Raw genomic sequence first — 22,931 nt, 5'->3', positions numbered from 1 at the left:
CGAAGGGGAGAACATGATGCGAGCTGTCGGGGCCGCGGAGGTCGCGCCGACGACCTACGCGTGGCAGATCAAAGCGGAGGGCCTGAAAGTCCGGGTCGGCAAACGCAAGTTCGCCGTGAACGGGCTGGATCTGGAACTCGGCACGGGGGTGCACGGTCTGCTCGGCCCGAACGGGGCGGGGAAGACCACGTTGATCCGGGCACTGGCGACGGTGCTCCGGCCAGCGGAGGGGAGGCTGGCGCTGCTCGGTGAGTCCGTCGGAGGGCTCACCGATCAGCGCCGCCTGCGCCGCCGTATCGGCTATCTGCCGCAGAACTTCGGCTACTACAAGCGTTTCACCGTCCGCGAATTCGTCGAGTACATCGCGTGGCTCAAGGAAATGTCCAAAGAGGACATCCCGGGAGCGGTGCAGCGCTCGATCGAACGGGTCGGCCTCGCCGACCGCGCGGACGACAAGATGAAGACGCTCTCCGGTGGGATGGTGCGGCGGGTCGGGATCGCGCAGGCGATCGTGAACGATCCGGACGTCCTCCTGCTGGACGAGCCGACCGCCGGACTCGACCCGGCGCAGCGCGTGCGTTTCCGGGAGCTCATGCAGGAAATGGGGCGTGACGCCTGCGTCGTCGTCTCGACGCACCTCGTCGAGGACGTCGCCACCGCGTGCACTGACGTCGTCCTTTTCGAAAGCGGCAAACTCGTCTTCCAAGGGACCCCGGATGAAATGGCCGCCGCCGGGACCGCGGAGTACGTCGGCGACAGCCCGATCGAGCGCGGCTATTCGGCGCTGCTCGGGCACGAGCCGGGGAAGGGGAACTGGTGAACACGCGGATTCTGCGGATCGAACTCCGCCGTTCCATCGCCCCTTGGGCCATGCTCGCAATCCTGGTCGTCGCGTTCGGCTTCCTGTACTCGTTCAGTGGTCCGTGGACACGGACACCGCTCGCCTGGGACGAGCACTGGGGGCTCGCCGCGCAGTGGAGCCGGTTCCTGCTCGTGTTCCTGTGGCCGATCGCGGTCGGAGCCGGTGTCATCCAGGGCATGCGGGACAGCCGGTCCGGTACGGCCGAACTCATGACCACCATGCCGCGCCCCGGATGGCAGCGGGCGGCGAAACTGGCCGGCGCGCTGGGCGGCCTGCTGGTGCTGGGCTATCTGCTGGTTTTCGCCGCCGGTGCCGTCCAGGCCGTCTTCAACGACGGGTTCTTCAGCTTCGGCTGGCTGCCGATCGTCGTGGTCGGCGTGCTCGCGATGCTCGCGGGTGCCTGGCTCGGGCTCGGCATCGGCCGGTTGCTGCCGCATCCGCTGACGGCGCCCGCGGTGGCCGTTGCCGCCCTCGTGGTCATGATCGTGGCCCAGATCAGCGGGTCGGAGGGCAGCGTGATCTCCGGGGTCGTCCCGTTCCGGGCCACCTTGCTCGCTCCCGCGATGGACGTCGTCGACGATCCGTTCAGGACAACCTCGGGCTGGATGGATCTCGGCCAAGGGGTCTGGCTCGCCGGACTGGCGGCGACCGGCTTCCTCCTGCTGGCGGTGCGGTCCGCGCGGGCGAAGGCACTCGCCGTCGTCCCCGCGCTGGTGGCGATCGCGATCGCCTTGCCTGTTCTTCCCGGCAGCACAGCCGAAGCCAAGGTCGCCGACCCGAGCGCGACGGCGATGGTCTGCGACGGCCCGGTCTGTGTCCCCCGTGCGATGGAGTACGAACTTCCCCGGTTCGCCGGGCCCGGTAAGGAAGCTTTGCGGCTGCTGGGAACGTTGCCGGACGCGCCGGTCAAGGTCGCGGTGCAGGACCGGCGGCTGGGCTACGACGAGGTGCCGCCGCGTGCCGCCGACACCGTCTCCGTGGATCTGCTGGATTGGTCGGTCCGTTCGCTCTTGAACCCGGACGATCGGACGCGAGCACTGGTCGCCGGCGCCGGGACGCCGACCTGCTACTCCCTCCACGGCGTCGACAAGTCCTTTATGGACGAACTCACCGCGCGATCGATCACGTCGAGCTGGTTCCTCGGTGAGTGGAAGGTGCTCAACGGTTACTGGCTCGACGAGGTGAAGAACGAGGTTTTCCGGAAACAGGAGGTATTCCGCGCCCTTCCGGCCGAAGTGCAGCGAGAGCGGATCATCGCGGTGCGGCAGGCGGGCCTGACCTGCCGGGGTAACCAGCTGGACATCCTGCTCGGCGGTGCGCGATGAGATGGGCGGTGCTGTACGCCCGCTCGCGTGCCTTGCCCGCGTCGTCCGCGGCGCTGGCGGTGAGCATGGCGGTGATCTGGTTCCTGGCACGGGACCGCTGGTCGATGATCCCGGTCTCCCTGGCGCTTCTGGTGGCGATCGCGGTGACCGCCATCGGCCTCAGCGGGCAGGACGTCGATCTCGACCGGACCGCCGCGATCCGCTGGGTGCCTCGTCGCGGCCTGCATCTCCTGCTGATCGGCGGCCTCGCCGTCGGTGCCGTGCTGCTGCCGCGGCTGTGGGAGGCGGATCGGGTCCCGGTGGAGATCATCCTGCGGAACGCGGGCGGCCTGCTCGGTCTCGTCGGGATCGCCGCGGTCCTGTTCGGCGGGGCCTTCGGGTGGACGTTGCCGCTGTTCGTGTTCGTCTTCTCGTTCGTGGTGTGGGCCACCACGTCGGGCACGGACACCACGCACCTGGTGATCACCTGGCTCTTCCAGCCCACCGACGTGGCCGCGGCCACGTGGACCGCCGTGGTGCTCGGCGTGGCGGGCCTCGGGACCTACGCGGTCTTCGGTAACCGTCGCTGACCGTGTCGCGACGAAAGGGGCGTTCCCGGGAATCGGGAACGCCCCTTTCACCGTCAGACGTTCCGGTTGTGCGGAACGAGATCGAGCGGGTCGTGGTCCGGGTCGTCGACGCCGAGGCTGATGATCCGCGAAGGGTGGATCCGGATCACCGCGCCGTCGAGATGGCCGTCCGGCGTGCGGGCGCCGGTCAGCGCCTCGGCCCGGCCCCGGATCTCGAGGCAGCGGATCCTCGGCGGGTCGTACGACGGCATGTCGTCCACCACGAACGCGGCCTGCCCGTTGGCGGCCACGTTCCGGAACTTCTTGCTCTTCGCCAGTTCGTAGCCGGTGATGTCGATCGTCTTGGTCTCGGTGTTGTAGGCGTAGCCGACCGGGCTGACCTGTAGCGTCCCGTCCGGCTGAGCCGTCGCGAGCCGCCCGAGTCCTTGGGTGGCGAGGTAGTCGAGTTCCGCTTCACTGAACATGGGACCAGTCTGCGACCTCGACTTAACTAGAGGTCAAGAGTCTGGAAAACCGTTGGGGGTCAACGTTGTGCCGGCGTGTGTTTCTTGAGTGAGGTCTTCGTCCGGTGTCGGATCGGGCGGCCCGACGGTTCCCTGCGTTGCGAAAGCCACTTTCGCAACGGTGAAGGTTGTGAAAGTGGCTTTCGCAACGTCTGCCTGTGGCTTCGCGTGTCGGGTCGAGGTGGTCGTGAGTGGTAAGTCGCGTCCCGCTTCACCATCACCCCGGTGTCGCGAAAGCCACTTTCGCGACATCAGACGTCCCGAAAGTGGCTTTCGCGACACCGACACCGACGTCCCGACACCGACACCGAGTGTCGAGCCCGCTCCCACCTTCGCGTGACTGGAGGTCAAGCGAACAGGCCCTCGCCCCAGAATCCGCCTTCGCGTACGCCCGGTGGCACGGCGAAATGGGCGGATCCGGTGTGCTGCAGGTACTCCATCATCGCGTCCTTCGACGACAGCGCCTGCTGCATCGGCACGAACTGCTTGCGCGTGTCCCGGTTGAACGCGAGGAAGAACAGCCCCGCGTCGAGGTGCCCGACACCGTCGGAACCGTCGACGAAGTTGTAGCCGCGCCGCAGGATCCGCGCCCCGTTCAGGTTCTCGTGCGAGGCGAGCCGGACGTGCGAGTCCTCCGGGATCAGCTTCTCGCCGCCGGCGCCGCCGACGTGGAAATCGGGTTCGTCGAACTCGGCGGCCTGGCCGAGCGGCGCGCCCGCGCCCTTCGACCGGCCGACGATGCCTTCCTGACCCTGCAACGATTCCCTGTCCCAGGTCTCGATGTGCATCCGGATCCGGCGGGCCACCAGGAACGATCCGCCCGCCATCCACGGCTGCCCGTCTTCGGCCGTCGCCCACACCTGATCGCGCAGGACGTCGGCCTCCTCGGCCTTGACGTTGCGCGTCCCGTCCTTGAACCCGAACAGGTTCCGCGGCGTGGACTGCGCCCGCGACGTCGACGAACTGCGGCCGAACCCGAGTTGCGACCAGCGCACCGCGGTGACACCGAAGCCCAGCCGCACCAGGTTCCGGATCGCGTGCACCGCGACCTGCGGATCGTCGGCGCAAGCCTGGATACAGATGTCGCCGCCGCCGCGCGCCGGGTCGAGTTTGTCCGCCGGGAACAGGGGGAGATCGATCAGCGCGGCCGGGCGTTTCGAGGCGAGCCCGAACCGGTCGTCGAACAGCGAGGGACCGAAACCGATGGTCAGCGTCAGCGACGACGCCGCCAGGTCGAGCGCCTCGCCGGTGTCGCTCGGCGGGGCGGCGGCGGCGCCACCGACGGCGCCGCCCGTGCCGACCTCCTGGCCCGCGGTCATCCGCCGGGCCGCGTCCGTCCACGTGCGCAGCAGCTTGACCAGTTTTTCGCGATCCTTCGTCGTGACGTCCAGCGAGACGAAGTGCAGGTTCTCCTGCACCGGTGTCACGATCCCGGCCTGGTGCTCGCCGTGGAACTCGACGACGTTTTGCGCGGCCTGCGCCGGGCTGTCCCCGCCGAGCAGCCGGTTCGCGCCGATCCCGGCCGCGGCGCCGGTTCCTACGAGAGCGGCACCCGCTCCCGCCATGCCGAACAGCTTCCGGCGGGAGACTGGGGTGTGCTCCGTCCCGGTCATTGCGACGCGACCTCCGCGACCTTGCTCAGCGGTTCGCTCAGCGCGTCCACCGCCGACGCGAATTCCTTGATCTGGTCCTGGCTCAGCGTGGTGTACAGCTTGAAGCCGTCGCCTTCGCGCTGCTTGTCCAGCAGTGCCTGAACGTTGCCGAACTCCTTGTCCAAAGTGGACACCAGCGCTGGGTCCTTCGCCTGCAGCAGCGGGCGCAGCGAGGCGATCGCTGCCTTCGAACCGTCGAGGTTGCCCTGGAAGTCCGAGAGGTCGGTGTGCGAGAACGCCTCTTCCTCGCCGGTGATCTTGCCGGTGGCGATCTCGTCGAGCAGTTCCTTGGCGCCGTTGGCCAGATCGAGTGCGTTCAGCTCGATCGCGGCCGACTTGGTGACCAGTTCCTTGACGTCGGCGAGCAGCTGGTCGGCGATCTGGGGCGCGTCGGGCTGGAGCCCGGTCACCCAGAGGTCCTTCTCCAGCCGGTGGAACCCGGTGAACTTCTGGCCGGGTTCGAGATCGGCCTCGCGCGCGTCGATCTTCGGGTCGAGGTCGCCGAACTTCTCGGCCACCGGCTCGATCCGCTCGAAGTAGACGCGAGTGCGGGCGTACGCGGCCTTCGCCTCGTCGACCTTGTTCGCCTTCACCAGCGCGACGAACTTGGTGGTCTCCTCGTCGAGCGCCTTGGTGTTGTTCGCGACGTACTCCGCGTAGCTCTTGACCGCCTGGGCCTTCTGCGAGTTCGGGTCGGTCTGCTTCGCTCCGCCGCCGGTGACGGTGAAGTCGCCCCGGATGCCCGCGCCGGTCATCCCCGGCTTGCACGCCGTCTGATACTTGCCCGCTTCGGCGACCTCGACGATGAGACGCCGGTTCAGCCCGGGCGCGATGTTCTCGACCTCGCCCATGATCCGGTCGCCCTCGGCGTAGAGGTAGAACTCGGTGACCTTGCTGCCCTTGTTGGTGATCTCGAAGGTCACGTTGCCCGCGTTCGCGTTGGTCACCGAAACGGCGCACGCGCTGTCCGAGGCTTCGACCTTGATCGGGCCGCCTGCCGCGGCGGGGGTTTCTTCGCCACCACCGCAGGCGGTGAGCACCAGGGCGCCGACGCCGGCGAGAGCGGCGAGCGGGAATCGACGGGACACGGTGGTCACTCCTTGATCGCGGCCGCGACGGGAGCCGTCACGACCTTCTTCTTGGGCCTGAGGAACAGCGGCAGCACGATCGCCACGTACGCGACCCACGCGACGGCCTGCAGGACCGTCGTCTGCTGCGAATAGTTGAAGATCCCCTTGAGCAGCGCGCCGTACCAGCTGGTCTCGGGCAGCACGGCCGACGCGTCGAACGCGAGCGTGGTCAAACCGGGCAGGAAGGCGGCTTCCTGCAGGTCGTGCAGGCCGTAGCCGAGTACGCCCGCCGCGACGAACACCAGCAGGACACCGGTGATCGTGAAGAACTTGCCGAGGTCGAACCGGACGGCGCCGCGGTAGATCAGGTACGCCAGCACGATCGCGGTGAGAATGCCCGCGGTGAAACCGATCAGCGGTTCGGTCGTGCCGCCCTGGGCGGTCTGCACGGTGGAGTAGAAGAACACCGCCGTCTCCAGGCCTTCGCGGCCGACGGCGAAGAAAGACAGGACGAGGACGGCGACAGGGCCCACGTCGAGCGCTTCGTCCAGCTTCCCGCGCAGCTCGGCAGCGATCGTCCTCGACGCCTTGCGCATCCAGAAGATCATCGCCGTCACGAATCCGACCGCGACGATCGACAGGGTGCCGCCGAGCAGTTCCTGCTGCTCGAAGGACAACTGGGCGGTGGAGTAGGTGAGGATCGCGCCGACCCCGACCGACAGCAGGACCGCGACACCGACACCGAGCCACACCCAGCGCAGCGCGTGCCGTCGTTCGGTCTTGACCAGGAACGCGACGAGGATGCTGACGACGAGTGCCGCTTCGAGGCCTTCACGCAGGCCGATGAGCGCACTCGCGAACCACACGTCGTTCTCCCTGGTCGTCCTGACTGAACCTCATGGTTTTAGGTAAGCCTTGCCTGAAAGTCCAGCTCAGCGGGGTGGCGGCGAATGCGGACGAAACACTTGAACAGACCTTGATCGGACGGGCGCCCGGAGAGCATCCGCAGGTCAGCGCGCACTACGCAGATCACATAACGAATCAGCGCCACGCTCGCCGATTTACCGTCTGCTGGCCTGCTCATCCGAATGGGTCATCCCCCGACAGCGTGGCGAAGTAACCTGACCGGGTGGCCGAAACCACCCAGTCGAGCATCGACGCCCCGGAGCATCCAGCGCGCCCTCTGCCGCCGTACGTCCCCAGGCTCGCTTTCGCGGGCGGGCTCGTGCTCACCGGCGTGGTGCTGATCATGACCGTCGGTGTGCACCGGCCGGGCGGGGAGGAGCCGCCACCGCCCGCGGAACCGCAGGCCGCGCTCCCGGTTCCCGATCAGAAGCCGCAGCCGGGGGTGGCGACGCCGCGAGCGGGGCTTGCCGCGCCGCCCGACCGGCCCACCGTTTCCGACGCGGCCGAACTCGAGACCTGGGCGCACCGGGTGGCCGGGAAGACCCGGCTCGCCGCCACCGATCTGTCCGCCTACGGCCGGGCCGAGATGTGGCTCCGGCGGCAGAAGCCGGGCTGTCACCTCTCGTGGGCGACGCTCGCCGGCATCGCCCATGTCGAAGCGGCGCAGGGCAGGCCCGGCCCGATCACGCTCCCGCCCGACGTGTGGGCCAAGCAGGCCGTCCGGGCCAGAAGCGACGGGAAGCAGCCGGATCCGAAGGACCTCGACGACGCCGCTTTCGCCACCGCGCGTTACCTGTGCGCCGCTGGTGACGACGTCGCCACCCCGGCGGGCTGGTGGAAGTCGATCCGGACGTTCGACCCCGCCGTTCCCTACGCCCAGGAAGTCTTCAGCGCGGCCGACGCCTACGCGGACGCCAGCGTCGCGCCCTGATCCTCGAGCACCAGATCGAAGTTGAGCGCCGACGCCATCCGGTAGGCGTCGCCGGCCGCGACGACCAGTTGCGCCATCGGATCGACGACGTTGCCCGCCGCCCATACCCCGTCCACGTCCGTCCTGCCCTGCGCATCCACCGCGACGAAACCGTCTTCGGTGCGCGAACAGCCGATCTGGGTGAGAAGCCTGTCGTGCGGGACGAACTTCGGGCCGACGAACACGACGTCGCGTTCGACGAGTTCGCCGTCCACGAGCCGGACCCCGGTCAGACGGTCGTCTTCGACGGCGAGTTCGGACACCTTCCCGTCGACGATCCGGATGCCCAGCCCGGTCAGCTTCTCCCGGTCCTCGGCCGAGATCTGCTGTGTGTGCGTGAAGAACGTCAGGTCCTTGCTCCACTGCCAGACGATCAGCGCCTGGTGGACCGACTTCTCGGAGGTGGCGAGCACGCCGAAGCGCTGATCGCGCACTTCCCAGCCGTGGCAGTACGGGCAGTGCAGCACGTCGGCGCCGAAACGCTCCGCGACGCCGGGGACGTCGGGCAGTTCGTCGGCCAGCCCGGTGGTCATCACGATCCGGCGCCCGCTGACGACCCGGCCGCTCGCCAGTTCCACCGCTTTGTCGTGCCGCAGCCGGTGGACGACGTCCTCGATGATCTCCACGCCGTATCCGCGCACCTCGTCACGGCCTATCGCCAAGAGTTCTCGGGGCGGGATGCCGTCCCTGGTCAGGAAACCCTGCGCGTGCGCGGCCGGGGCGTTGCGCGGCGTGCCACCGTCGATCACAGCGACCTTGCGCCGCGCCCTGCCCAGTACCAACGCCGCGCTCAGGCCCGCGACACCACCGCCGATGATCACCACGTCGAATTCGCTGTTCATACGGCCGAGCATCCGTCTCCGGCCGAGATCTGGCAAAGTTCATTGCCGGTTTGGCAAACTGGAGACATGGAGGACATCGAACGGCGGCTCGCCGAGGTCGGCCCGAGGCTCAAGCAGCTCCGCAAGGAACGCGGCACCACCCTCTCCGCGCTCTCGGAGGCGACGGGGATCTCCGCCAGTACGCTCTCGCGGCTCGAATCGGGCACCCGGAAGGCCACGCTGGAGCTGCTGCTGACGCTGTCGGAGGCACACAAGGTCCCGCTCGACGAACTGGTCGGCGAACCCGAGCCGTCCGATCCCCGGATCCGGATGAAACCGCGGAAGTTCGGCAGGTTCACCGCCTGGTCGCTGAGCGCGCAGCCGGGTCAGCCGCAGGCGTTCAAACTGCTGATCCCCGTCGAGAACATCGAACCGGTGCAACGGACGCACGAGGGCTACGAGTGGATGTACGTCCTCAGTGGACGGTTGCGGGCGGTGCTCGGCGATCGCGACTTCACGATGGGGCCCGGCGAGGCGGCCGAGTTCGACACGCGGGTGCCGCATTGGTTCGGGAGCGCGGGGCCGGGGCCGGTGGAGCTGCTGGTGCTGTTCGGCAAACAGGGCGAGCGGGCCCACCTGCGGGCCAAGTCCACCTGAGGCCCCGGGGTCAGTCGCGCAACGCGATCCGCGCGCTGACCTCGCTGATCGCTTCCAGGTATTCCGGGATCGGATGCATCGCCGACGCGATCCGCATCTGCGCGAGCGCCTCGGTCAGCCGTCCGAGGCGCTGGAGGGTGCGCCCGAGTACGAACCGCGCGTAATGATCGGTGGGGTCCAGTTCCAGCACCCGGGTGAAGGCCCGCTCGGCCCGCCGCAACTGTGCGGAGTGGAAGTACGCGCGGCCCGCCAGCAACTGCACGCTCGGCTTGTCGGTTTCCTCCTCCAGCAACGGCTGGAGGGCCTTGAGGGCGTCGAGCGGCCTGCGGCTTTCGACCAGGGCCTCCGCCTGTCGGAAGGCACGGAACCGCGATTCGCCGGACGAGTCCGGACCGGGTTCTGGGGCGGGTTCGGCATCCATCATGGTCCGCTCCACGATACCCCTGGGCAGGGCCGTCCACGAGGAGCTGAAACGGTCATGGTGGACTGTCTTGCCATGAGCAGTGCCGAAGAGGACAGGCCCGAATACCTCGGTCTCGCGCCGTACCTCTACTACGCCGACGCGACCGAAGCGGTCGCGTGGCTGGTCAGAGTGTTCGGGTTCACCGAGGAGGTACGGTTCGCCGACGCCTCCGGCGAGGTGTTCCAGGCCACGTTGTGCGCGGGCCCGGCGAAGATCCAGCTGGCCGGGGTCGGTCCCGAATACTGGGCGGCCAAGGGCGTCGACGGCCCTGTCGGCCAGCTGAACATCGTTTACGTCCCCGACGCCGACGCGCAGTACGAGCGGGTGCGCGCCGCCCTGGGCGAAGACGCCGACCTCGACGCGCCGCAGGATCAGCCCTACGGCGCCCGCGTGTTCACCGTCTCCGACATCGGCGGCAACAGCTGGACTTTCTGGCAGCAGTTCTCCGACACCGTCGAGCTCCCGTCGGGCTGGCGGGAAGTCCGCGCAGGTGAACCACCCACCGAATAGGTACTGGCGCCGTGCGATGTGGCGCGTGCCTCCAACGGGTGAACGACGCCGACGGCTAGGCTGGGCCCGGTCACCGCAGGCACAACCCACATGAGGAGCATGGCGTGGCGCTCATCGAGCAGGTAGGCGCTCGCGAGATTCTGGACTCGCGAGGCAACCCGACGGTCGAAGTGGAGGTGGCTCTCGACGACGGCACGCTGGCGCGGGCCGCGGTCCCCTCGGGTGCGTCCACCGGCGAACACGAAGCCGTCGAGCTGCGTGACGGCGACACCGGCCGGTACAACGGCAAGGGTGTCGAGCGCGCGGTCGCGGCCGTCCTGGACGAGATCGGCCCGGATCTGGTCGGCACCGACGCCGTCGACCAGCGCATCGTCGACCAGAAGCTGGTCGACCTCGACGGCACCCCGGACAAGGGCCGCCTCGGCGCGAACGCCATCCTCGGCGTTTCGCTCGCCGTCGCGAAGGCGGCCGCCGACTCCGCCGAACTGGAGCTGTTCCGCTACCTCGGCGGGCCGAACGCGCACGTGCTGCCGGTGCCGATGCTGAACATCCTCAACGGTGGCGCGCACGCCGACACCGATGTGGACATCCAGGAATTCATGATCGCGCCGATCGGCGCCGAGTCGTTCCGCGAGGCCCTGCGCTGGGGCACCGAGGTCTACCACTCGCTGAAGTCGGTCCTGAAGGGCCGCGGCCTGGCGACCGGCCTCGGCGACGAAGGCGGCTTCGCGCCCAGCCTGAAGAACAACCGCGAGGCACTCGACCTGATCCTTCAGGCGATCGAGAAGGCCGGATACGCCCCGGGCCGCGACGTCGCGCTCGCGCTCGACGTCGCCGCGACGGAGTTCTACTCCGACGGCGCGTACACCTTCGAAGGCGCGAAGAAGAGCGCGGAGCAGATGTCGGCCTACTACGCCGAGCTGCTGCGCGACTACCCGCTCGTGTCCATCGAGGACCCGCTGAGCGAGGACGACTGGGACGGCTGGGTCCAGCTGACCGCCGAGGTCGGCGAGAAGGTCCAGATCGTCGGCGACGACCTGTTCGTCACGAACCCGGATCGCCTCGAGGAGGGCATCACCCGCCGCGCCGCCAACGCGCTGCTGGTGAAGGTCAACCAGATCGGCACGCTGTCGGAGACCCTCGACGCGATCTCGCTGGCCACCTCGTACGGCTACAAGTCGATGATGAGCCACCGGTCCGGCGAGACCGAGGACACCTTCATCGCCGACCTGGCCGTCGCGACCGGCGTCGGCCAGATCAAGACCGGCGCCCCGGCGCGCGGCGAGCGGATCGCCAAGTACAACCAGCTGCTCCGGATCGAGGAGACCCTCGCCGACGCGGCACGCTACGCCGGCGACCTGGCATTTCCCCGGTTCAGCGCCGAGGGATAACCAGCGATGGCGGACCGGGGGAGGGCGCGGACCCGTCGTAACGGGCGCGCGGACGGAGGTGGCTCCGGCAGGGGCCGCCGTCCCGAGCGCGCCCGTCGCACGACGACGACGGAGGTCCGCGCCCGAACCCGGCTGCGCCGCAGCCTGGCGGCGAAACGGGCATCGGGTGCCGCGAAGGTGCTCGGCATGTCCACCACCCGCCGGGCCGCTGTGGTGGCGATCGTGGTGTGCGCGCTCGCGTTCACCATCGCCGTCCCGCTGCGCACGTACCTCAGCCAGAAGTCCGAGGTGACCGAGCAGCAGCAGTTGCAGTCCGAGCTGCAGCGGGGCGTCGCCCAGCTGGAAGGCCGCAAGGCCGAGCTGAGCGACCCCGCGCAGATCGAGGCGGAGGCGCGTAAACGCTTCGGTTTCGTCAAGCCCGGCGAGACGCCGTACATCGTGCAGCTGCCCGAGGACAAGGCGCCCGAGCAGGGAGAGCCGCAAGGTCAGCAGCCGGTGCCCGCGGGCTCCTGGTACGAGAAGCTGTGGGATCAGGTCGCGGGCGGCTGAAGGGGACCATCGCCGCATGCGACGCGGTGAAGGGAGCTTTCACCACGTCCTATGCGAGGAAAGCTCCCTTCGGCCCCCCGTTAACCTTGTGGGCGTGAACAGCACGGAAAAGTCTTCATACGAGCCTGTGACCGACGCCGACCGCGAGATCATCGCGGAACAGCTCGGCCGGGCACCCCGTGCGCTGCGCGCCGTCGCCGCGCGCTGCCCGAGCGGCCACCCGTCGGTCGTGCAGACCAGCCCCCGCCTCGACGACGGCACCCCCTTCCCGACGCTCTACTACTTGACCTGCCCGAAGCTGACCTCGATGGTCGGCACGCTCGAGGCGTCCGGGCTGATGAAGGAGATGACCGACCGGCTCGCGGAGGACCCCGAGCTGGCGGCCACCTACCAGCGGACCCACGAGAGCTACCTCGCCGAACGCGACGCCATCGACTCGCTCGGCCACGAGGTCAGCGCGGGCGGGATGCCCGGACGCGTCAAATGCCTGCACGTCCACTTGGCGCATACGCTCGCCGTCGGCCCCGGGGTGAACCCGTTCGGGGACGAGACCCTCGCGCTGCTCAAGTCGAACGGGTGGCCCTCGGGCGACTGCCAGGGGTAACACCCGCCCCCGGTGTACAGATAGTTCCTCCAGGTGGGTTAATTCACCCGTTGTCGACCAACTGGTCCTCCCCTATGGGGTGAAACCGGTCACCGCATGCGGCAGGCTGGGCACCAGTTGTGGTCGTCGGGGTGGGCAAGTACCGGATCGCCGGATCGCGATCCGCCGGGGAGGGTTCTGAGGTATGCGCGTGAGGCACGTGCCAGGCGCGGTGACCGGTCATGTCCGGAGACTCTGTCTCCGGCACCGCACGATCGCCGCGGTGACCGGAGGTGTCCTCGCCATCGTTCCGGCCGGTGCCGCGGTCGTCGGTGCCGGCAGCTGGGCCGCGACGGCGAGCACGATCCATTCCGACAACGTCGCCCTCGTCGGCGGGTATGACCCGAAGAACCCCCTGGTCCGGCAGATCGGCGTCGACGGCAGCCTGCCGGACGCGCCGACCCCGCTCCCGCTCCCCGCGGACGAACTCCCCAACGGACCGCTCGGCATCCCGGTCACCGCGCTCGCCGCGTACCGCAACGCCGCCGACATCCTCATCGCCGAACAGCCCGGCTGTCACATCGACTGGGCGCTGATCGCGAGCATCGGCCGCATCGAGTCCAACCACGCGCGCGGCGGCTACGTCGACGCCAAGGGCAACACGCTCGAACCGATCCTCGGCCCGCAGCTCAACGGCGCCGGCCCGTTCGCGGCCATCCCGGACACCGACGGCGGCAAGTACGACGGCGACACGGTGTGGGACCGCGCCGTCGGCCCGACGCAGTTCATCCCGTCGACCTGGGCGGGCTACGCCTCCGACGGAAACGGCGACGGCGAGTCCAATCCGAACAACATCTTCGACGCGGCGCTGGGTACCGGCCGGTACCTGTGCTCCGGCGGGCTCGATCTGTCCAAACCGGACCAGTTGCGCGCGGCCGTCTTCCGCTACAACAACTCCGACACGTACGTGAACACCGTGCTGATCTGGGCCGAGGCCTACCGCACGGGGGTGCTGCCGACACCGGACAGCAGGGTGCCCATCGGCGCGCCGAACGCCGGGGCCGCCCCGCCGCCCGCCTCGGTGCCGCCGCCTCCGGTGCCGTCGACGCCGCCCGGTTCGGTGACGCCGCCTTCGACGCCTTTGCCGGGGACGAGCACTTCGTCGTCTTCGTCGACGCCGCCGACGAGCACGCCGTTGCCGCGCTGTCCGACGGTCACCGTGACGGAGACGACCCCGAGTCCGACAACGAGCCCGACGACCACGACTCCGACTCCGTCGCCGCCGACGACCTGTTCCTCACCGACGACGACCACGACGACCACGACGGTGTCATCGACGAGCAACAGCACTAAACCCACCTGATCGGCATTGTCTATCCATCCATGCCCCCGCCACCGCCCTCAACGGAGAAGCTTCGCTCCGCTGTAATCTCCGGGGTATGCCTCGTGTTGCCGCGATCGACTGTGGGACCAACTCCATCCGTCTGCTCGTCGCCGAGCTGACCCCCCGCCACGACGGGACGGTCGACCTGCGCGACCTGCACCGCGAGATGCGGATCGTCCGGCTCGGCCAGGGTGTGGACGCCACCGGCAAGCTCGCCCCCGAGGCGCTCGAGCGCACCCGCAAGGCGCTGGCCGACTACACGATCGCCGCGCGGCGCAAGGGTGTGGAGAAGGTCCGCATGGTCGCGACTTCGGCGACCCGCGACGCGAGCAACCGCGACGAGTTCTTCGCGATGACGCGCGAGGTGCTCGGGACAGAGGCCGAAGTGATCAGCGGTGACGAAGAGGCCCGGCTCTCCTTCACCGGCGCCGTCGGCGAGCAGGATCCCGAAGACGGCCCCTTCGTGGTGGTCGACGTCGGCGGCGGCTCGACCGAACTCGTGGTCGGCACCTGGGACGGCCGCAAGGCCGAGGTCATCGCGGCCAAGTCGGTCGACATCGGCTGCGTGCGGATCACCGAACGCGCGCTGAAATCCGACCCGCCGACAGCCGACGAGATCGCCGAAGCCCGTGAGCTGGCCGCCAAGGTGCTCACCGAGGCCTTCGACGTCGTGGACGTGTCCACCGCCAAGACCTGGATCGGTGTCGCGGGGACGGTCACGACCCTGACGGCCGTGGCGCAGGGGCTTTCGGAGTACGACTCGGAGCGCACCCACCTCTCCAAGCTCTCCCGCGCGGACATCGACAGCGTCGCGCAGTCGCTCCTCACGGCCGACCACGCGACCCGCGCCGCGAACCCGGTGATCCACCCCGGCCGGGTCGACGTGATCGGCGGCGGCTCGGTGATCGTGCAGGTGCTGGCCGAGCAGTTCGCCACGCGCTGTGGTCCCGGCGAACTGGTGATCTCCGAGCACGACATCCTCGACGGGATTGCCCTGTCTCTCGCCTGATCGCCGGGTTTTCTCTTACGTGAAGCCATTTCTTTCGGTGATCAAGTGGTGACCTCCAGTCCGGATTAGACCATTCGGCCCAGGGCCGTTCCTACCAAGGTTGTGCTCTAACCGGGTGGTCCGGGAGACCGTCACACATTTGCAACACCAACGCACTGTGATCGGCTTCACCTGTCCCATAGCGTCGTCTCACCTTCTGGGCGGTGGGGCGCGACCAGCGCTCGCCGGACTATCCGACGACGAGAGTTGGAGGGGACATGCGGGCTTCACGCGGGTTCTGGGGAGCGACGGCGGTGGTGGCCACGGCGGCCCTGCTGCTGACGGCCTGTGGAGGTGGTGGGTCCAAGGAAGACAAGGGATCCGGCGCCGCCGACGCCAACGCGGCGGTTTCGGTCTACGGCACCGAGCCGGAGAACACGCTGATTCCCGCCAACACCAACGAACTCGGTGGGTCCAAGGCTCTGAAGCCGGTTTTCTCGGCGCTGATCGGCTACAAATCCGACACCGCCGAGCCGTACAACCTGATGGCCGAATCGATCACCACGACCGATTCGAAGGTCTTCGACATCAAGATCAAAAAGGGCTGGAAGTTCCACGACGGGACCGAGGTCAAGGCCAAGAACTTCGTCGACGCGTGGAACTACAGCGCGAACGGCAAGAACGGCATGCAGAACGCGTCCTTCTTCGAGCAGATCCAGGGCTACGACGAGATCAGCGTGAAGGAACCGGCCGTCAAGGAGATGTCCGGGCTCAAGGTCGTGGGCGACCACGAGTTCCAGGTGACCCTGAAGGGCCCGTTCTCGGTGTTCGCCACCAAGATCGGCTACCTCGCCTTCGCGCCGCTGCCGGACAAGTTCTTCGCCGACCCGGAGGCCTTCGCCAAGGCCCCGATCGGAAACGGACCGCTGAAGTTCGTTTCGCGCACGCCGAACCAGAACATGAAGCTCACGCGGTACGACGAGTACCAGGGCGAGGACAAGGTCAAGTTCAAGGACCTGGAAGTCCGCATCTACACCAGCCAGGAAACCGCGTACCAGGACCTGTTGAGCAACCGCCTCGACTTCATGGAGGCGCTCCCGCCCGCGGCGAAGGCCGGCGGGAAGTACAAGACCGACCTCGGTGAGCGTCTGGTCGAAGGGAACCTGCTCGGCATCAGCGCGCTCGCCATCCCGTACTACGTCCCGGGTTACAACAACCTGGACCTGCGCAAGGCGATCTCGCTGGCCATCGACCGCGAGCAGATCGTCAAGACGGTCATGAACGACACCTACTCGCCCGCCGACGGCTACGTGTCGCGCGGGATCGAGGGCTACCGGCCCGGCGTCTGCGAGTTCTGCAAGTTCGATCCGGTGAAGGCCAAGGAGTTCTGGGCGAAGTCCGGCTACACCGGCAAGCTGACCATCGCGTCGAACGCCGACGGCGGCCGTAAGGAACCGCTGGTCGCGGCGTGCAACAGTATCAAGAACGCGCTCGGCGTCGAATGCGACTTCGTGCCGGCGACCGACTTCGGCCAGTGGCGCAGCATCGTCAACGGCAGGCAGCTGACCGGGATGGGCCGCTCCGACTGGTCGGCCGACTACCCGTCGATCGAGAACTACCTGAACCCGCGCTACAAGAGCACCGGTTCGTCGAACGACTCGACGTACAACAGCCCCGCCGTCGACGCGCTCCTGCAGCAGGCGGACCAGACCGCCGACAAGGCGGCCGCGATCAAGCTGTACCAGCAGGCGGAGGACCTGATCGCGAAGGATCTGCCGCAGATCCCCGTGTGGGAAGAGAAGGGTGTCGGTGGCAAGTCGAACCGGCTGAAGGTCGCGAAGCTCGACTTCGGCCGTCTCGCGGACTACTCGTCCATCGAGGTCGCCGCGAAGTAACCGCGTGGTCGTGCCTGCCGGGAGTGGCGGATCACCACTCCCGGCGGGCCGAATCCCCAGCTCCCACCACGCGATCCCCAGGACGGCACGCCCATGTCCCAGTACATCCTCCGACGACTGCTCCAGCTCATCCCGGTCTTCTTCGGCACCACTTTCCTCATCTACGCCCTCGTGTGGGCGGTGCCCGGCGACCCGTTCGCGGGCAAATGCGGTCAGGTCGCCTGCCCGCCCGCCTACGTCGAGATGATGACCGCGAAGTTCAACCTCGACGATTCGATCTTCGTCCAGTACTTCAAATACCTCGGGAACCTGTTCACCGGCGACTGGGGCGAGACCTTCAACGGTGTCTCGGTCGGCGAGCTGATCGGGAACGCCTATCCGGTGACCGTCCGGCTCGCGCTCATCGCGGTGGCCATCGAGGCGATCATCGGGTTGTCCGCCGGCATCCTGACCGGCCTGCGCGGCAAGGGTTTCCTCGACAACCTCGTGCTGATGTCCACCACGTTCCTGATCTCGGTCCCGGTGTTCGTCACCGCGATCGTGCTGCAGATCATCCTGGGTTCGGAACTGGGCATCATCGACGCGAGCGTCTCCGAGGACGCCACGGTCGGCGAACTCATCGTGCCCGGAATCGCGCTGGGAAGCCTGTCCATGGCGTACATCGCCCGGCTGACCAGGACGAGTATCGCGGAGAACCGGCACGCCGACTACGTCCGCACGGCCGTCGCGAAAGGACAGCCACGCAGCCGCGTCGTCGGCGTCCACCTGCTCCGGAACTCGGTGATCCCGGTGCTGACCTTCATCGGCACCGACATCGGCGCGCTCATGGGCGGGGCCATCGTCACCGAAGGCGTGTTCAACATCAACGGCATCGGCGGGCTCATCTTCCGCGGTATCCAGAACCGGGAGGGCGCCACCGTCACCGGCGTCGTCGTCCTGCTGGTGATGGTCTACCTGCTGGTGAGTCTCACCGTCGACCTGCTCTATGCCGTTCTCGACCCGAGGATCCGTTATGACTGACCCGAACGTGGCCGGTGGTGTGTCCTCTGTGGACGTCGCGGCCGCAGGCGTCGCCGATGATTCCGCGGTGGCGCACAAGCCGCGCAGTCTCGGCGGCGACGCCTGGCGGACGTTGCGCCGCAGGCCATCCTTCCTCATTTCCGCCGTCATCATCGTGTTCGTGGTGCTCGTCGCGATCGCGCCCGACCTGTTCAGCTCCCGTCCGGCCGGGTTCAGCGATCTGACCCACGCCAACGAAGGACCGTCCGCGGACGCCTGGTTCGGTTACGACAACCAGGGTTACGACGTCTACGCGCGGACCATCCACGGCGCGCGGGCGTCGCTGCTCGTCGGTGTCTTCGCGACGGTGCTGACGATCCTGATCGGCTCGATCGTCGGGATCATCGCCGGGTACTACGGCCGCCTCGTCGACAGCCTGTTCTCCCGGATCGGCGACATCTTCGCGGCACTGCCGTTCGTGCTCGGCGCCATCGTCATCCTGACGACGTTCAACGCCCCCGGTACGAACCCCGGCGCGGTCACCATCATCGTGCAGGTGGTCGTTTCGATCGCGGCGCTGAGCTGGCCGGTGGCGATGCGCATCATGCGGTCGGCGACGCTGGTGGCCAAGCAGCTCGACTACGTCAAGGCCGCGCGCGGGCTCGGCGCCAGCACCCCGCGCATCGTGTTCCGGCACCTGCTGCCCAACACGGTCGCCCCGGTGCTGGTCTACGGGACCATCGCGCTCGGCGCGTTCATCGGCGCGGAGGCGACGTTGGCCTACCTCGGCGTCGGCGTGCGGCCACCGGTCGTTTCGTGGGGCGTGATGATCAGCGACGCACGGGACTACTTCCGGGTGAATCCGCACATGCTGTTGTTCCCGGCCGGGTTCGTCACCATCACCGTGCTCGCGTTCGTCATGCTCGGTGACGGGATCCGCGACGCCCTCGACCCGAAGGCCCGGTGATCGCCGTGACCGACGAACTACTGCTGGAAGTGGAAGACCTCCACGTCGAGTTCCGGACCTCGGACGGTGTCGCGACCGTGCTCAACGGGGTCGACTACTCCGTGCACGCCGGGGAAACCCTTGCCGTGCTGGGAGAATCGGGCTCGGGCAAGAGCGTGACCGCCCAGACGGTGATGGGAATCCTCGACAGTCCGCCCGCCGTCGTCACCGGTGGCGCCGTCCGCTACCGCGGCGAGGATCTGCTCACCGCCACCGAGGAACGGCGGCGGGAGGTGCGGGGCGGGGAGATCGCGATGATCTTCCAGGACGCGCTCTCCGCGCTGAATCCCGTTTTCACCGTGGGGTTCCAGATCGAGGAGCAGCTGCGGGTCCGGCTCGGTATGTCCAAAAAGGATGCTCGTAAACGGGCGATCGAACTGCTCGACATCGTGCGTATCCCGGCCGCCGCCCGGCGGATCCGCGAGTACCCGCACCAGTTCTCCGGCGGGATGCGGCAGCGCGCGATGATCGCCATGTCGCTCGCGCTCGACCCGGATCTGCTGATCGCCGACGAGCCGACGACCGCGCTCGACGTCACCGTGCAGGCCCAGATCATGGACCTGCTGGCGGAGATCCAGGCCGAGCGGCGGATGGGGCTGATCCTGATCACCCATGATCTCGCGGTGGTCGCCGAGGTCGCCGACCGGATCGCGGTGATGTACGCGGGCCGGATCGTCGAACAGGCCGACGTCGCCGAGTTGTTCCGCTCGCCGGGGCATCCCTACACCGAGGCGCTGATGGCCTCGCTGCCGCGGCTCGACCTCAAGGGGCAGACGCTGGAGACCATCAAGGGCCTGCCGCCGAGCCTGTTGAACGTCCCGTCCGGTTGTCCGTTCCATCCGCGCTGTCCCCGGGCGGAGAGCCGGTGCGAGTCCGAACGGCCCGCCCTGCGCGCCCTCGGTTTCGGCAGGGTCAGCGCCTGTCACTTCGCCGACGAGGTGGTGAGCGATCGTGTCTGAGCCCATTCTGCGGGTCGAGAACCTGGTGAAGTACTTCCCGGTGCGGGCCGGGATCCTGTTCAAGCGCACGATCGGCCACGTGAAGGCCGTCGACGGGGTTTCCTTCGACCTCATGCCGGGGGAAACACTCGGCGTGGTGGGGGAATCCGGCTGCGGCAAGTCCACTTTGGCCCAGGTGCTGATGCGGCTGGAGGAACCGACGGGCGGGCTCGCGACCTTCGAAGGCCGCGACATCTTCTCGTTGCGGGGAGCCGAACTCAGGAAGCTGCGGCGTGAGATCCAGATCGTGTTGCAGGATCCGTACACCTCGCTGAACCCGAGGATGACCGTCGGCGACATCATCGGCGAACCCTTCGAGATCCACACCGAAGTGGCGCCGAAGGGGTCTCGGGCGGCGAAGGTGCGGGAGCTGCTCGACGTCGTCGGGCTGAACCCCGAGCACATCAACCGCTATCCGCACCAATTCTCCGGTGGACAGCGCCAGCGTATCGGGATCGCGCGGGCGCTGGCACTGCGGCCGAAGGTCATCATCTGCGACGAACCGGTTTCCGCGCTGGACGTTTCGATTCAGGCGCAGGTGATGAACCTGCTCGGGGAACTGCAGAACGAATTCGGCCTTTCCTATGTGTTCATCGCACACGACCTGTCCGTTGTCCGTCACCTTTCCACGCGGGTCGCGGTGATGTATCTCGGCAAGATCGTGGAAATGGGGACGGAGGAGGAGATCTACAAACACCCTTCGCATCCCTATACCCAGGCGCTGCTGTCCGCGGTGCCCGTCGCGGATCCGGCGTTACGTGGCCAGCGACAGGTGATCCGCCTGGAAGGCGACGTGCCCAGCCCGCTGGATCCACCGTCCGGCTGCCGGTTCCGCACCCGGTGCTGGAAGGCGCGGGACCTGTGCGCCGATCAGGAGCCCGAATTGATCACGCGGGCCGACGGGCATTTGTCCGCCTGTCATTTCGCGGAGGAGAAAACTGTCGTCCCCTGACTTTCGTAGGGACTTCATTGATCGTGTGGGATCACTGACGTAGTTTTCATGAATCGTTTTCTTCAGGAGGCAGGAAATGAAAAGATCCAGATCTCTTGTCGTCGCGCTGGCGGTACCGCTGTTCGGGGCAATAGTCGCCGCGCCGGTGGCTTCCGCGCAACCGCAGCTTTCCGGTGCGGCGACCGAATTCTCCGTTCTGGCCCGTGAAGGCCAAAGTGTCGCTTCCGTGGAGAAGGCGGTTCGCGCCGCCGGGGGCACCGTCGTGACCAGCAATGCCGCGGTCGGCCTGATCACCGCGACCGCGCCCGCCAACGGTTTCGCCGAGCGGGTCTCCGCGGACCGCGCCGTTTTCGGGGCGGCCAAAGCGAAGCCGATCGGGACGGCGCCGAAGAACGGCAAGGCGAAGGTCAAGCCGAACGTCGTCGAGAAGGAGAGCCGCGGCGCCGCGTCGGCCAAGAAGCCCGCGCAGCCGAAGAGCGTCGGCATGGACCCGCTCGACGATCAGCTCTGGGGCCTCAAGTCGGTCCGTTCGGACCTTTCGCGGACCAAGCAGCCCGGTGACAAGCGGGTGAAGGTCGGCATCATCGACACCGGTGTCGACGCGAGCCACCCGGACATCGCGCCGAACTTCGACCGCGCCGCGTCGCGGAACTTCACGAAGGACATCGTCTCGGACGTCAACGGCGCCGTCGTCGACGGTCCGTGTGAATTCCGTGGTTGCGTGGACCCGGTGGACCACGACGACAACGGGCACGGCACGCACGTCGCCGGCACCATCGGTGCCGCCGCGAACGGCTTCGGTGTCTCGGGCGTCGCGCCGAACGTGACGCTGGTGAACATCCGCGCCGGGCAGGACTCCGGTTTCTTCTTCCTGCAGTCGACCGTGGACGCGATCACCTACGCGGGCGACGCCGGTGTCGACGTCGTCAACATGAGCTTCTACACGGACCCGTGGCTGTACAACTGCGCCGCGAACCCCGCGGACACCCCCGCGCAGCAGGCCGAGCAGCGCACCATCATCGAGGCGACGACCCGCGCGCTGAACTACGCGCACCGCAAGGGCGTCACCCAGGTCGTCTCGCTGGGCAACCAGCACAGCGACCTCGCCGCCCCGCAGCCGGACGCGTCGAGCCCGGGCTACCCGTCGAACAGCACGCACCCGCGGCAGATCGACAACAGCTGCCTCTCGCTGCCCATCGAAGGTCCGCACACGATCGGCGTCTCGTCCTTCGGCCCGTCGCAGGCGAAGGCGGACTACTCGAACTACGGCGTCGAGCAGATCTCGGTCTCCGCGCCCGGCGGGTACTTCCGTGACTACTTCGGCACCCCGTGGTACCGCACGGTCGAGAACCAGATCCTCTCGACGTACCCGCGCAACGTCGGTGTCGCGGAAGGCAACATCGACGCGGCCGGGAACGTCACGCCCGCCGGTGTCACCGCCGGTGTCCAGAAGGCGACCGCCGCGGACGGCCGCGTCGGCTACTACCAGTGGCTGCAGGGGACGTCGATGGCGTCGCCGCACGCGACCGGTGTCGCGGCGCTCATCGTTTCGCAGTACGGCAAGGGCTCGCGCGACTTCGGGATGGACCCGGACGCGGTGCAGCGGGTGCTCGAGGGCACGGCTTCGGACATCGCCTGCCCGGTGCCGCGGACCGTCGACTACCTGAAGGAGGGCCGGGACGCGTCGTTCACCGCGACCTGCACCGGTGACGCCTCGTTCAACGGCTTCTACGGTCACGGCGCCGTGGACGCCTGGTCGGCTGTCACGCACGGTTCCCGGTACCTCCGGGGCTGACCGGCCGCCTGCAGTTGACCCACCTCTGAACTGACGAATCCGCACGTTTCCGCCAGGGAGCGTGCGGATTCGTCAGTTTCAGG

Annotated in this window: 23 protein-coding genes; 17 read left to right on the top strand and 6 right to left on the bottom strand. The window is 68.0% G+C overall.

Going from position 1 to position 22,931, the window contains the following annotated elements; all coding sequences use genetic code 11:
* Positions 1 to 16: 16 nt before the first annotated feature.
* From HDA45_RS14810 to HDA45_RS14800, 3 genes are read left to right on the top strand one after another with little or no spacing between them, the layout of a single operon-like run.
* Entirely contained in the window at positions 17 to 820 is an 804-nt protein-coding gene (locus HDA45_RS14810; RefSeq protein ID WP_184895643.1) for an ABC transporter ATP-binding protein, read from the top strand.
* Complete coding sequence (locus HDA45_RS14805; RefSeq protein ID WP_184895641.1) at positions 817 to 2,187, top strand: hypothetical protein; 1,371 nt, start codon at positions 817 to 819, stop codon at positions 2,185 to 2,187. The genes HDA45_RS14810 and HDA45_RS14805 overlap by 4 nt, the downstream gene beginning before the upstream one ends.
* Positions 2,184 to 2,756 carry a hypothetical protein gene (locus HDA45_RS14800; RefSeq protein ID WP_221471121.1) on the top strand — a complete coding sequence of 191 codons (573 nt, stop codon included), beginning with the start codon at positions 2,184 to 2,186 and terminating at the stop codon, positions 2,754 to 2,756. Before HDA45_RS14805 ends, HDA45_RS14800 begins: the two co-directional genes overlap by 4 nt.
* 53 nt (positions 2,757 to 2,809) lie before the next feature.
* Here the strand turns inward: HDA45_RS14800 and HDA45_RS14795 are convergent, their stop codons facing one another.
* The 4 genes from HDA45_RS14795 to efeU all read right to left on the bottom strand — a co-directional run bounded on the left by HDA45_RS14795 (position 2,810) and on the right by efeU (position 6,847).
* Positions 2,810 to 3,220 carry a PPOX class F420-dependent oxidoreductase gene (locus HDA45_RS14795; protein WP_184895639.1) on the bottom strand — a complete coding sequence of 137 codons (411 nt, stop codon included), beginning with the start codon at positions 3,218 to 3,220 and terminating at the stop codon, positions 2,810 to 2,812.
* A 386-nt stretch (positions 3,221 to 3,606) separates the two neighbouring features.
* Positions 3,607 to 4,872 carry an iron uptake transporter deferrochelatase/peroxidase subunit gene (gene efeB, locus HDA45_RS14790; RefSeq protein WP_184895636.1) on the bottom strand — a complete coding sequence of 422 codons (1,266 nt, stop codon included), beginning with the start codon at positions 4,870 to 4,872 and terminating at the stop codon, positions 3,607 to 3,609.
* The gene (gene efeO / locus HDA45_RS14785; protein WP_184895634.1) at positions 4,869 to 5,999 is read right to left on the bottom strand and encodes an iron uptake system protein EfeO; all 1,131 of its coding nucleotides are present in this window, start codon (positions 5,997 to 5,999) and stop codon (positions 4,869 to 4,871) included. Before efeO ends, efeB begins: the two co-directional genes overlap by 4 nt.
* 5 nt (positions 6,000 to 6,004) lie before the next feature.
* Complete coding sequence (gene efeU / locus HDA45_RS14780; RefSeq protein WP_184895632.1) at positions 6,005 to 6,847, bottom strand: iron uptake transporter permease EfeU; 843 nt, start codon at positions 6,845 to 6,847, stop codon at positions 6,005 to 6,007.
* A 263-nt stretch (positions 6,848 to 7,110) separates the two neighbouring features.
* Between efeU and HDA45_RS14775 the strand changes: the two genes are divergently transcribed.
* Entirely contained in the window at positions 7,111 to 7,818 is a 708-nt protein-coding gene (locus HDA45_RS14775; protein ID WP_184895630.1) for a lysozyme family protein, read from the top strand.
* On the opposite strand, the gene HDA45_RS14770 is transcribed toward HDA45_RS14775, so the two are convergent.
* Positions 7,791 to 8,711, bottom strand: coding sequence for an FAD-dependent oxidoreductase (locus HDA45_RS14770; protein WP_184895628.1), 921 nt, complete (start codon positions 8,709 to 8,711; stop codon positions 7,791 to 7,793). The genes HDA45_RS14775 and HDA45_RS14770 overlap by 28 nt on opposite strands.
* A 54-nt stretch (positions 8,712 to 8,765) precedes the next feature.
* Between HDA45_RS14770 and HDA45_RS14765 the strand changes: the two genes are divergently transcribed.
* Positions 8,766 to 9,335: a helix-turn-helix domain-containing protein gene (locus tag HDA45_RS14765; protein ID WP_184895627.1), complete on the top strand. Its 570-nt coding sequence runs from the start codon at positions 8,766 to 8,768 to the stop codon at positions 9,333 to 9,335.
* Between the two features lie 10 nt (positions 9,336 to 9,345).
* Here the strand turns inward: HDA45_RS14765 and HDA45_RS14760 are convergent, their stop codons facing one another.
* Positions 9,346 to 9,759 (bottom strand): tetratricopeptide repeat protein, encoded by a 414-nt coding sequence (locus tag HDA45_RS14760; RefSeq protein ID WP_184895625.1) that lies wholly within the window; start codon positions 9,757 to 9,759, stop codon positions 9,346 to 9,348.
* A 72-nt stretch (positions 9,760 to 9,831) separates the two neighbouring features.
* Here HDA45_RS14760 and HDA45_RS14755 point away from each other — a divergent pair, with 72 nt between their 5' ends.
* The 12 genes from HDA45_RS14755 (at position 9,832) to HDA45_RS14700 (ending at position 22,848) form a co-directional block, all read left to right on the top strand.
* Positions 9,832 to 10,308, top strand: coding sequence for a VOC family protein (locus tag HDA45_RS14755; protein WP_184895623.1), 477 nt, complete (start codon positions 9,832 to 9,834; stop codon positions 10,306 to 10,308).
* A gap of 104 nt (positions 10,309 to 10,412) precedes the next feature.
* Entirely contained in the window at positions 10,413 to 11,699 is a 1,287-nt protein-coding gene (gene eno, locus HDA45_RS14750) for a phosphopyruvate hydratase (RefSeq protein WP_184895621.1), read from the top strand.
* Between the two features lie 186 nt (positions 11,700 to 11,885).
* On the top strand, positions 11,886 to 12,248 hold the full coding sequence (locus tag HDA45_RS14745) for an FtsB family cell division protein (RefSeq protein WP_221471973.1): 363 nt from the start codon (positions 11,886 to 11,888) through the stop codon (positions 12,246 to 12,248).
* A gap of 127 nt (positions 12,249 to 12,375) precedes the next feature.
* The gene (locus HDA45_RS14740) at positions 12,376 to 12,852 is read left to right on the top strand and encodes a DUF501 domain-containing protein (RefSeq protein ID WP_378316478.1); all 477 of its coding nucleotides are present in this window, start codon (positions 12,376 to 12,378) and stop codon (positions 12,850 to 12,852) included.
* Positions 12,853 to 13,036: 184 nt separating this feature from the next.
* Positions 13,037 to 14,194: a lytic transglycosylase domain-containing protein gene (locus HDA45_RS14735; RefSeq protein ID WP_184895617.1), complete on the top strand. Its 1,158-nt coding sequence runs from the start codon at positions 13,037 to 13,039 to the stop codon at positions 14,192 to 14,194.
* A 76-nt stretch (positions 14,195 to 14,270) separates the two neighbouring features.
* The gene (locus HDA45_RS14730; protein WP_184895616.1) at positions 14,271 to 15,224 is read left to right on the top strand and encodes a Ppx/GppA phosphatase family protein; all 954 of its coding nucleotides are present in this window, start codon (positions 14,271 to 14,273) and stop codon (positions 15,222 to 15,224) included.
* A 257-nt stretch (positions 15,225 to 15,481) separates the two neighbouring features.
* Positions 15,482 to 17,098, top strand: coding sequence for a peptide ABC transporter substrate-binding protein (locus HDA45_RS14725; protein WP_184895614.1), 1,617 nt, complete (start codon positions 15,482 to 15,484; stop codon positions 17,096 to 17,098).
* Positions 17,099 to 17,191: 93 nt separating this feature from the next.
* Positions 17,192 to 18,118 (top strand): ABC transporter permease, encoded by a 927-nt coding sequence (locus HDA45_RS14720; RefSeq protein ID WP_184895612.1) that lies wholly within the window; start codon positions 17,192 to 17,194, stop codon positions 18,116 to 18,118.
* Complete coding sequence (locus HDA45_RS14715) at positions 18,111 to 19,064, top strand: ABC transporter permease (protein ID WP_184895610.1); 954 nt, start codon at positions 18,111 to 18,113, stop codon at positions 19,062 to 19,064. Before HDA45_RS14720 ends, HDA45_RS14715 begins: the two co-directional genes overlap by 8 nt.
* A 5-nt stretch (positions 19,065 to 19,069) precedes the next feature.
* A complete protein-coding gene (locus HDA45_RS14710; protein ID WP_184895608.1) occupies positions 19,070 to 20,062 on the top strand; it encodes an oligopeptide/dipeptide ABC transporter ATP-binding protein in 993 nt (330 codons plus the stop codon).
* The gene (locus tag HDA45_RS14705) at positions 20,055 to 21,053 is read left to right on the top strand and encodes a dipeptide ABC transporter ATP-binding protein (RefSeq protein WP_184895606.1); all 999 of its coding nucleotides are present in this window, start codon (positions 20,055 to 20,057) and stop codon (positions 21,051 to 21,053) included. Before HDA45_RS14710 ends, HDA45_RS14705 begins: the two co-directional genes overlap by 8 nt.
* 76 nt (positions 21,054 to 21,129) lie before the next feature.
* Positions 21,130 to 22,848, top strand: a complete 1,719-nt coding sequence (locus HDA45_RS14700; RefSeq protein WP_184895604.1) for a S8 family serine peptidase — start codon at positions 21,130 to 21,132, stop codon at positions 22,846 to 22,848.
* Positions 22,849 to 22,931 lie beyond the last annotated feature (83 nt).

This window comes from Amycolatopsis umgeniensis, assembly GCF_014205155.1.
Classification (GTDB): Bacteria; Actinomycetota; Actinomycetes; order Mycobacteriales; family Pseudonocardiaceae; genus Amycolatopsis; species Amycolatopsis umgeniensis.
Note: the sequence above shows the minus strand (reverse complement) of the source record. Positions and strands in the feature narration are given on the sequence as shown.

Excerpts from the sequence above, each read along its gene's own strand:
- HDA45_RS14810 (WP_184895643.1), top strand. The coding sequence starts at position 17 with ATGCGAGCTGTCGGGGCCGCGGAGGTCGCGCCGACGACCTACGCGTGG.
- HDA45_RS14800 (WP_221471121.1), top strand. The coding sequence starts at position 2,184 with ATGAGATGGGCGGTGCTGTACGCCCGCTCGCGTGCCTTGCCCGCGTCG.
- HDA45_RS14795 (WP_184895639.1), bottom strand. The coding sequence starts at position 3,220 with ATGTTCAGTGAAGCGGAACTCGACTACCTCGCCACCCAAGGACTCGGG.
- efeB (WP_184895636.1), bottom strand. The coding sequence starts at position 4,872 with ATGACCGGGACGGAGCACACCCCAGTCTCCCGCCGGAAGCTGTTCGGC.
- HDA45_RS14770 (WP_184895628.1), bottom strand. The coding sequence starts at position 8,711 with ATGCTCGGCCGTATGAACAGCGAATTCGACGTGGTGATCATCGGCGGT.
- HDA45_RS14765 (WP_184895627.1), top strand. The coding sequence starts at position 8,766 with ATGGAGGACATCGAACGGCGGCTCGCCGAGGTCGGCCCGAGGCTCAAG.
- HDA45_RS14760 (WP_184895625.1), bottom strand. The coding sequence starts at position 9,759 with ATGATGGATGCCGAACCCGCCCCAGAACCCGGTCCGGACTCGTCCGGC.
- HDA45_RS14755 (WP_184895623.1), top strand. The coding sequence starts at position 9,832 with ATGAGCAGTGCCGAAGAGGACAGGCCCGAATACCTCGGTCTCGCGCCG.
- HDA45_RS14745 (WP_221471973.1), top strand. The coding sequence starts at position 11,886 with ATGTCCACCACCCGCCGGGCCGCTGTGGTGGCGATCGTGGTGTGCGCG.
- HDA45_RS14735 (WP_184895617.1), top strand. The coding sequence starts at position 13,037 with ATGCGCGTGAGGCACGTGCCAGGCGCGGTGACCGGTCATGTCCGGAGA.
- HDA45_RS14730 (WP_184895616.1), top strand. The coding sequence starts at position 14,271 with ATGCCTCGTGTTGCCGCGATCGACTGTGGGACCAACTCCATCCGTCTG.
- HDA45_RS14725 (WP_184895614.1), top strand. The coding sequence starts at position 15,482 with ATGCGGGCTTCACGCGGGTTCTGGGGAGCGACGGCGGTGGTGGCCACG.
- HDA45_RS14720 (WP_184895612.1), top strand. The coding sequence starts at position 17,192 with ATGTCCCAGTACATCCTCCGACGACTGCTCCAGCTCATCCCGGTCTTC.
- HDA45_RS14715 (WP_184895610.1), top strand. The coding sequence starts at position 18,111 with ATGACTGACCCGAACGTGGCCGGTGGTGTGTCCTCTGTGGACGTCGCG.
- HDA45_RS14700 (WP_184895604.1), top strand. The coding sequence starts at position 21,130 with ATGAAAAGATCCAGATCTCTTGTCGTCGCGCTGGCGGTACCGCTGTTC.